Origin of the sequence: Streptomyces sp. NPDC002809 (genome assembly GCF_040295435.1) — a bacterium.
In the GTDB taxonomy this organism is placed as follows: Bacteria; Actinomycetota; Actinomycetes; order Streptomycetales; family Streptomycetaceae; genus Streptomyces.
Genome location: NZ_JBEOVJ010000017.1, coordinates 16,279 through 25,373 on the forward strand (window position 1 = coordinate 16,279; position 9,095 = coordinate 25,373).

Annotated in this window: 7 protein-coding genes; 1 reads left to right on the forward strand and 6 read right to left on the reverse strand. The window is 70.5% G+C overall.

Going from position 1 to position 9,095, the window contains the following annotated elements:
• Positions 1 to 6 precede the first annotated feature (6 nt).
• The 5 genes from ABT025_RS13490 to ABT025_RS13510 all read right to left on the reverse strand — a co-directional run bounded on the left by ABT025_RS13490 (position 7) and on the right by ABT025_RS13510 (position 5,707).
• Positions 7 to 1,017 (reverse strand): hypothetical protein, encoded by a 1,011-nt coding sequence (locus ABT025_RS13490; protein WP_350993302.1) that lies wholly within the window; start codon positions 1,015 to 1,017, stop codon positions 7 to 9.
• A 256-nt stretch (positions 1,018 to 1,273) separates the two neighbouring features.
• Entirely contained in the window at positions 1,274 to 2,797 is a 1,524-nt protein-coding gene (gene exaC, locus ABT025_RS13495) for an acetaldehyde dehydrogenase ExaC (protein ID WP_350993304.1), read from the reverse strand.
• A gap of 118 nt (positions 2,798 to 2,915) precedes the next feature.
• Positions 2,916 to 4,169, reverse strand: coding sequence for a GAF domain-containing protein (locus ABT025_RS13500; RefSeq protein WP_350993306.1), 1,254 nt, complete (start codon positions 4,167 to 4,169; stop codon positions 2,916 to 2,918).
• 604 nt (positions 4,170 to 4,773) lie between these two features.
• Complete coding sequence (locus ABT025_RS13505; RefSeq protein WP_350993308.1) at positions 4,774 to 5,301, reverse strand: hypothetical protein; 528 nt, start codon at positions 5,299 to 5,301, stop codon at positions 4,774 to 4,776.
• A 214-nt stretch (positions 5,302 to 5,515) separates the two neighbouring features.
• Positions 5,516 to 5,707 (reverse strand): hypothetical protein, encoded by a 192-nt coding sequence (locus tag ABT025_RS13510; RefSeq protein ID WP_350993310.1) that lies wholly within the window; start codon positions 5,705 to 5,707, stop codon positions 5,516 to 5,518.
• A gap of 208 nt (positions 5,708 to 5,915) precedes the next feature.
• On the opposite strand from ABT025_RS13510, the gene ABT025_RS13515 reads away from it, so the two are divergent.
• Positions 5,916 to 6,869, forward strand: coding sequence for a helix-turn-helix transcriptional regulator (locus ABT025_RS13515; RefSeq protein ID WP_350993313.1), 954 nt, complete (start codon positions 5,916 to 5,918; stop codon positions 6,867 to 6,869).
• 185 nt (positions 6,870 to 7,054) lie between these two features.
• Here ABT025_RS13515 and ABT025_RS13520 read toward each other — a convergent pair whose 3' ends face one another.
• Positions 7,055 to 8,971, reverse strand: a complete 1,917-nt coding sequence (locus ABT025_RS13520; RefSeq protein WP_350993315.1) for an AfsR/SARP family transcriptional regulator — start codon at positions 8,969 to 8,971, stop codon at positions 7,055 to 7,057.
• Positions 8,972 to 9,095 lie beyond the last annotated feature (124 nt).

Genomic DNA, 9,095 nt, shown 5'->3' on the forward strand with positions numbered 1-9,095 from the left:
GGCGACTCAGAGCCAGCCACGGTCGCGCGCGTACCAGCCGAGAAGGATCCGGGAGTCGGTGCCGGCCATGTCCATCAGATGCCGGACCCGACGCTGAACCGTCCGCAGCCCGACGCCGAGCCGGCTCGCCACCACCCCGTCCGTGTGCCCGGCGAGCAACAAGGCCAACACCTTCCGGTCCATGGGATCGCCCAGGGCGTCCTCGGACGCCGGATACGGCTCGATCCGTCGTCCCGGAGCCTCCCGCAGCTGGATCGAACGCTCCCACAACGACTCGAACAGCGTCGTCAGGGACGTGAGCAGACCGCCGGGCCGCACCACCACCACGACATCATGGGACGGACCGCCTTCGTCGAGTTGCACCAGGGCCATCGAATCGTCGGCGATCAGCAGCTTGCTCGGCAGCGTCTCGGCCAATCGGATCTGCTGGCCGCGGTCCAGGGATGCCAGCAGATCCTGTTCGGCCTCCGGTTCATCGAGCAGCGACCGCTCGATGATCACGCGTTCGGCCAACCCGCGGACGGCCAACTCCTTCTCCGAGTCGGTTTCCTCGACACCGACCACTCCGAACGGCGGTTTGGCGAACAACCGCAGCTCTCGTTCGGTGGCGCGCATCAGATGATTGATCCAATCACCGATGTTCGCGCGCCCATGGATCACCTCGAGGCCGCGGAACTCTTCCTGTTGGCGTATCGACCGATGATGATCGGCGAGTTCATCCAGCGCCGCGCGGGCCATCCTGGCCTCCCTCTCGCTCCTGGCGACCAGGTCGCCGAGAGCCAGCAAAGGGGAAACAGCGGTGAGCGTGCCGCCGCTGGCGTTGACCAAGCCACGGGAGACGAGTGCCTCGATGGACGCGGTGACGGAATCGGCGGTCAGCCCAGTGGCCTCGACGAGTTCATCCGGTTGGATCGCCAGCCGTGCGACGATCGCCCGGTACACAGATTCCGGGGCATCCGTAAGACCGACGCCTGACAACGACCCGGGTGGGATCTGTACGGCGGGGTCGGTATCCATGATGCTCGACAGTATCGCCCGGGGCTGCCGGACAGTAGGCCGCCGCAGCCTGCTCGGCACCGTCCTCCACAACGTCGGCCGCAACCGACCACCGTCCGGCGGCATCGCAACAGGCCAGCCGTCGCCGGACGGCGATTGCTTCGACTCCGAAGCAACTCAATACGCTCACCATCTCACGCCGGACGGTCCGGAAGAGCTCACGGCCACACGCGAGCATCCCGGCAAAAGGCCAGGTCAGGCGCCCTGCTTTGTGTCTCTAGAAGAAGCCGAGCTTCTTCGGCGAGTACGACACCAGGAGGTTCTTCGTCTGCTGGTAGTGCTCCAGCATCATCTTGTGGTTCTCCCTGCCGATGCCCGACTGCTTGTATCCGCCGAAAGCGGCGTGCGCCGGATAGGCGTGGTAGCAGTTCGTCCAGACCCTGCCCGCCTTGATGGCCCGGCCCGCCCGGTAGGCGGTGTTGGTGTCCCGGGTCCATACGCCCGCGCCGAGCCCGTACAGCGTGTCGTTCGCCGTCCTGATCCCTTCGTCGAAGTCCGAGAAGGACGTCACGGCGAGCACGGGGCCGAAGATCTCCTCCTGGAAGACCCGCATACGGTTGTCACCCTCGAAGATCGTCGGCTGGACGTAATAGCCACCCGCCAACTCGCCCCCGTGCTCGACACGCTGACCGCCGGTCAGGATCTTCGCACCCTCCTGCAGTCCGATCTCGAGGTACGAAAGGATCTTCTTCAGCTGCTCGTCGGAGGCCTGCGCGCCGATCATCGTGTCGGTGTCCAGCGGGTGCCCTGGCACGATCTTCTCGGTACGGGCGATGCCCGCTTCGAGGAACTCGCTGTAATGTCCGCGCTGGATCAGGGCCCGCGACGGACACGTGCACACTTCGCCCTGGTTGAGGGCGAACATCGTGAAGCCTTCGAGTGCCTTGTCGCGGAAGTCGTCGTCCAGCGCCCACACGTCGTCGAAGAAGAGGTTCGGCGACTTGCCGCCCAGCTCCAGTGTGACGGGCTTGAGGTTCTCCGAGGCGTACTGCATGATCAGGCGCCCCGTCGTGGTCTCACCGGTGAAGGCGATCTTCGCGACCCGCGGACTGGAGGCGAGCGGCTTGCCCGCCTCCGCGCCGAAGCCGTTGAGGATGTTCACGACGCCGGGGGGAAGCAGATCCGCCACCATGCTCATCCACACATGGATCGATGCGGGGGTCTGCTCGGCCGGCTTGAGGACCACGGCGTTCCCGGCAGCCAACGCGGGGGCGAGCTTCCAGACGGCCATCAGGATGGGGAAGTTCCACGGAATGATCTGAGCCACCACACCCAGCGGCTCGTGGAAGTGATACGCGACGGTGTCGTCGTCGATCTCGCTGAGCGAACCCTCCTGGGCGCGCAGCGCACCCGCGAAGTACCGGAAGTGGTCGATGGCCAGCGGAATGTCCGCAGCCAGCGTCTCGCGCACCGGCTTGCCGTTCTCCCAGCTCTCGGCGACCGCCAGCTCCTCCAGATGCTCCTCCATGCGGTCGGCGATCCGGTTCAGGACGGTCGCACGGTCACCCGCGGACACGGCCCCCCAGGCGGGGGCCGCCGCATGGGCGGCGTCCAGGGCGCGCTCGACGTCGGCCTCGGTGCCGCGGGCGACCTCCGTGAAGGGACGGCCGTTGACGGGGCTCGGGTTCTCGAAGTACTGACCACGGGCCGGCGGGACGTAGGCGCCACCGATCCAGTGGTCGTAGCGGGACTCGTACGAGACGATGGCGCCCTCGGTGCCCGGCGCGGCGTAGCGGGTCATTTCTGTGGCCTCCCGGATCCGGTGCCGCCCGCCGTTGGACGGCCCTCGGGGTGAGGCTAGGCAGCGCGACGTTGCAACGCCGTTGCAGAGAACGCCCCCTGAGCTCCCGCGAGCGGCACTACGCGCGCTGCTCCTCGTCGAGCACCCGGGCTCTGGCCAGTAGTGCCGCACGCCGCTCCCGGGGCGCCGCCGCTGCGAGTGCCCGCCAGACAGGGAGGTCCTCCGCACCCCACGGGCTGTACGCCCAGTCGGCGAGCAACCCCGGATCCCCCCGCGCGATCAGAGCGGCCCGCAGCTGGCCGACGATCCGGCGCCGCAGCCGGACGACCGCCGGTGCCTGCGAACGCGGCAACAGGGGGCCCGCATACGTGCCGAGCGCCGCCGCCACCGCCCCGGACTCCAGCCTGCGTACGACGGCGTCGAAGTCCGCGTCCACCGGCGCGCCCAGCCGGTACGGACGCGAGCACAGCAGCTCGGGCCCCAGAAGCCGCCGCAGCCGCGCGAGTTCGGCCCGCAACGTCACCGGAGGGACGGACTCGTCCTCGTACAGCTCGACCAGCAGTTCGTCACCGCCGAGGCCCTCCGGATGGAGGGCGAGCGTCACCAGGATCTCGCTGTGGCGTCTGCTGAGCCGGATCTTGCGCCCGCCCAGGACCAGGAGCGCTTCGTCGCTGCCGAGCGCGGAGAGCTGTGCCGACCCACCGGCGGGCCCCGGTGCGACGAGTGCGAGCTGGGACTCGGCGGCACGCGCCACAGCGTGGACGAACGCCAGGCTGTGCGGATGCGCGAGCTCGTTCCCGCCGGTGATGTCGACGGCACCGAGCACCCGGCCCGTGCGCGGGTCGTGCAGCGGGGCGGCGGCGCATGTCCACTGCTGAACCGGCCGGAGGAAGTGCTCGGCGGCGAACACCTGGACCGGGCGGCCGACCGCGAGTGCCGTGCCGGGTGCGTTCGTCCCGGCCTCCGACTCGGCCCAGCGGGCGCCTTCCACGAAGTTCATCCGCTCAGCGCGCCGACGGGCCCGGGCATGCCCCTCGACCCACAGCAGCCTGCCGTGCGCATCGCAGACCGCGAGCAGATGCTCGCCGTCCATCGCGTAGGCGCCCATGAGTTCGCGGATCATCGGCATGACGTGAGCCAGTGGGTGCGTGTCCCGGTACGTTCCGAGTTCGTCCGCACAGAGTTCGACCGATGCCGCGCCGTCCGGGCTGACCCGCGCCCGGGCGGAGCGCCGCCACGACTGGCCCACCACTGAGCGTACCGGTGTCTCCAGGCGCCCTTCGGAGGTGAACACCTCGTGCGCATGGCGTAGTTCACCGAGCCGGGCGCCGGGGTTCGCGTCGGCCGTCAGAGCCACCCAGGGATCCGTCAACTCGCCCTCCGTCCGTAGCGGCACTCCTGCCCATCGTCGGGGCAACGCGCGTTCGCGACAACCGCTGGGATGCGCGGGGTCGCATTGTTCCCGACAGGTTGAGGAGGCGCGCAGGGCCGGTGATCCCGCCGTCGCGGGTGCGTGCGCAGGGCGGCAGAACGTGAGACGTGTCCGGGGGCGTCTCACCACGGTCGTCGATGTGCTTGCCGGCGGCTGCGACTGACCGGTTCGGCCGCGTGTCCGGCATGGCCGTCGACTCGGCTGGCGCACCGGCGGACATCACCTCCGCGCCTGCCCTGCTCCTGCCTCGCTCCGTCAGACGACGACTCGGCCCCCGCAGGCGTCGACCCGGCTCGTGCACCGGCGGACATCACCTCCGCGCCTGCCCTGCTCCTGCCTGGCTCCCGCAGACGACGACTCGGCCCACGAGCGGGAACGCTCCGGAGCCCTCCGATGAGCACAACTCGTACGAGCCTGCCTGCCATCACGTTTCGCGAGCCGGAGTCGGGCGATCGAGCCGGGAGACCTCAAGGACCTGGTCCAGGTGCCGGGCGCGCCGCGAGCGGGCAGGGCCGGCGGGGCTGCCGGTCGGTCCGTGCCGGCCTCAGTGCGTGGCTGCCGGGGGCAGGCAGCCTGTCTCCGGGAAATGACCGTTGATCTCGGTCCAGACGCGCTCCTGTGTGACGGCGCCGGTGAGGCAGGCGGACTTTCCGATCCAGATTCCGTACACGCTGCCCCGGGCGGGACTCTGTCCGCTCCGGCCGGGCCGCTGCTCCACGGCCAGGTGGGCTGGAGCAGCCAGCCGTGCGAGGACCGGACGGACCTGAATTGGATCGATCCGATGCTGACGCCTGAGGTCCTGAAGCGCCGCCCGGATCTCATCGGCCTTCTCGTGCGCGCGCTGCTCGTCCGCCGCGCTCGGACGATCCGGGCGCGTCGCCCGGCTGTTGTCGCCGTAATTGGGGGGCTCATTCGCGGGGGAGGCGCCGCCCGCAGGTGCCCGGTGGTCCGAAGTGTCCGACGACTGGGTGCCGTTGAGATTGGAGAAGAGATCGTCCGCGCTCTTCCCGCAGCTCGTCAGGGCGAAGACACAGAGCAGGGTGACTGAGGCCGTCCTGGTACGTCGGGTCATGGCTGCCATTCTCTCCGACAGATGCCATGGCGCTGTGAGTACGGGTACTCAGGTCACCGCCGGGCCGGTGTGCTGTGTGTTCCTCCGTGCTACGACAGGGCGTTCACGCCCGCCCTGCCCGTCGCACGAAGGAATCCGGACTTCGGCGTCGGGGCTTCCGGGGACACGGGTTGTCTCGGGTGCGGGACCCGTCGGACATGGGCCGGTCACCCGGTCACCAGTGCGGCGTGGGTACGGACGGTGCGTCGTCATCGTCGCTCCGTACCGGTCGCGGGGGTTGGTTGAGCACCTCGCGGGCCGTGCCCGCGTCGCCACCGGCACGGTGGCGCCGGAAGCGGACCCGGCCCCTGAGGAGGAGCGTGACGAGTCCCAGGAGCAGGGTGATTGCCCCTTTGGTTCGTTCCACGGTGATTCCTTCCAGGGGGTCTGGGAATATCTACCGCGCATCTGAACAATAGACATCTGTATGGGTGAGAGTGGAGCCATCTGGCTGATGAGGGGGTTGGATGGGCGGCATAGGTGAGGACGACAAGTTAGCGGGTCTCCGCGGAACGGCTGGGAGGACGTCTTCCGGCGCGCAGTTGTCCGAGGATGCCGTCCGGGTGTTCCGGTGGGTGAGTGATCAGGGATCGTGCGACGCGAAGACGCTCGGCGCGAAACTCGGGCTGCCGGAGGGCTGCGCGGCCTCGGCGGTGGTGACGCTGACCGAACTGCTGCTGCTGCGGTACCTGCCCGAGGATTCCGACCGGCTGGTGCCGGTGGCCCCTGACGCGGCCATCGCCGCGCTGGTCGCGCCGAAGGAGGCGGGGCTGCGCAGACAGCTCGCCGAGATCGACCAGCTGCGGGGCGAGCTGGCGCTCCTGGCACCGTTCTACGCGGAGGGACGGCGCCGATGGCAGGGGCGTGCGCCGCTGACGGAGGTCACCGACCTGAAGACCGTCGTGGGCATGATCACCGAGGCGACCATGCGGTGCCGGCAGGAGGTCCGCACCTGCCATCCCGGCGGCGGCCGCTCCCCGACGCTGCTGGAGCAGGCGTTCATCCGGGACCGGGACATGCTGCGCCGCGGTGTGCGGATGCGCACGTTGTACCAGCACACGGCCCGCTACCACCTGCCCACGCAGGAGTACGCGCGGCGGATGACCGACGAGGGGGCCGAGATCAGGACGATGAGCGAACTGTTCGGCCGCATGGTCGCCTTCGACGAGGAGACGGTGTTCATCCCTCACCAGGACGACCTGGACGCGGCCATCGTCATCCAGGAGCCGTCCACGGTGGCGTACCTGTGCGCGACCTTCGACCACACCTGGTCGCTGGCCGAGCCCTATCACCCCGCCTGGACGGAGAGTTCGGCGCGGGACGAGGTGAAGCAGGCCATCGTGAGGCTGCTCGCGGAGGGGATGAAGGACGAGATGGTGGCCCGGCGGCTGGGCATGTCGCTGCGAACGTGCCGCAAGCACATCGCGGAGATCATGGAGCAGTTGGGGGCGGCCAGCCGCTTCCAGGCCGGCTATCTGGCACGGGTGCAGTCCTCCGGTCCCGCCGCGGCGGCCGCGGGCGGCGCCTGACCACCGCACAGGAGGGAACCGCCGGTGGCTGCCCGCCGTTTGCGCCCGCTGCGGCGCGGGCTGCTCCGGCGTCCTCCGCCCGGCTCGGCCCTGAGCCGGGCGGACGGCACCGGGCCGGGCCGGCCCGGTCCGGGGACCGGATCCCGGTTCCGGCGCGGACCGGGTACGACCCGGCTGACGTGGCCCTAGCACCGCACTCCCGGCCCGGCTGCCTGTTCTCGCGCGAACAGCAGGGTGAGCCAAGGCAGTTCGTAGTGAACGGCCTCCTCTCCTGTCACTGTGTGCGCGGCGTCCTCTCCCACTGCTGTGTGCGCGGTCACGTCGGGTCCGAGTGGTGGAGCCAGGACACCGGCGTCGATCAGGTTCTCCAGGGCGCGCTGAGCGTTCCGTCCGTCGAGGCCCAGGGCGTGGGCGGCGGTGGACAGGGAGAAGGCCGGGTCCGGCAGCGCGGCCAGGGCATGGAGGGTGTCGCGGGCGGGAACGGCCAGCCGGGCCCAGGCGCCCGCGAGACGGGCACGGACACCGAGGCCGCCGGCCGCGAGTTCGTCCAGGGCCTCCAAAGGGTGTTCGAGACGGTCCGCGTACTGCCCGAGCGGCATGTGGCGCAGCACCGAAAGCCGGTTCCCGCCGGCCCGCAGGGCGAACGGGAGGAGTCCGGTGGCGGTGGCGATGCGTACGGCGGCAGGCTGCTCGGCCGCCAGCCTGGTCCTGCCGATGATTCCGCCGAGCAGGTCCAGCGCCTCCTCGGCGGACAGGGGCGGAAGTTCGGTCCGGTGCGCGGATTCCAGACAGGGCAGCCGGCTCCTGGAGGTGACCAGCGCGGCGGTGGGGCCCGACGGCGGCAGCAGCGGGCCGAGGGCGGCGGCGTCGGGAACGTCGTCCAGCAGCAGCAGGATCCGGCGCCCGGACAGCCAGGAGCGCCAGGCGGTGGCTGCCTCCTCCCGGTCGGAGGGAAACCGCTCGGTGCAGCCCAGGGAACGGGCCAGCTCCGCCAGCACCGATGTCCACGGGCGGGTGGAGCCGTCCTCGGCGCAGAGCCGGGTGGCGACCACGCCGTCGGGGTAGCGCGCGGCAAGACGGTGCGCGACGCGCACGGCCAGCGCCGTCTTGCCGACGCCTGCCGGGCCGGTGAGGAGTACCGGCGGTCCGCCCTCACGCCCCAGTTGTGCGGTGACGGCGTCCAGCTCCCGCGTCCGCCCGGTGAAGTCGGCGAGGTCCGGCGGGAGCAGCCGCGACCCGGTCGCTCCGCCGCGCGGGCGGGGAGGGGCCGCGTCCTCCAGCAGGGAGCGGTAGGCGTACTGCAGCGCCGCACCGGGTTCCAGGCCCAGTTCCCGGGAGAGCTGCTGGCGGCACTCGTCGTAGGCGGCCAGCGCCTCCGTCCTGCGCCCGACCTGGTGGAGCGCGGTGAGCTGGGCGGCGCGCAGCCGCTCCCGCAGCGGGTGGCGGCTCACCATCTCGTCCACGGTGTCGGCCACCGGGGCCGGGTCGCCGGTCTCCAGCTGCGCCTCCGCCCAAGCCTCGTAGACGGCCAGCCGACGGGCGTGCTGCCGGTCGACAGCGGCACGCAGCACGTCGGCGCGGGCGGCGAGATCGCTGAAGGGATCATGCCGCCACAGGTCCAGGGCCTGTCGGTAGAGCCGGGCGGCGCGGCTCGGAGTTCCCGCGCGTGCCTCGGCATCGCCGCGCCGGGCCAGTTCCTCGAACCGCAGACCGTCGCACTCGTCCGCGGTGAGGTGCAGGACGTAGCCGCCGGGACCGTGGCGCAGCCGGCCGAGGTCGTCGGGGTCGAGCACCCGGCGCAGAGCCGAGACGTACACCTGGAGGTTCTTGCGGGCGGTGCGGGGCGGATCGTCCGGCCAGACGGCGTCGGTCAGCTCCTCCAGCGACACAGGAGTGTTCGGCCGGGTGAGCAGGACTGCCAGAACGAGGCGCTGCTTCAGCGGACCCAGAGGCAACGCCAGACCGCCGCGGGACGCTCGCAGCGGACCGAGAAGGGAAAGGTGCAGAGGGGCGACGACTCCTGCGCCGACGGCGCCCTCGTGCTCTCGCGGAATCCCGGGACCCGCCGTCCCGTTGTGGCGTTCCGTGAAGGTGTCGGTCATTTTATCTCAGCCCCTTCCCCAGCCGGTGTCGTCGGAGTTCCGGGAGAAGAGAACAATTGCGTACACGAAAGCCTCCGGGGAGCGGTCGGGGGGGTGAGCGAATCCGCAAGGAGCCGTGAATGCG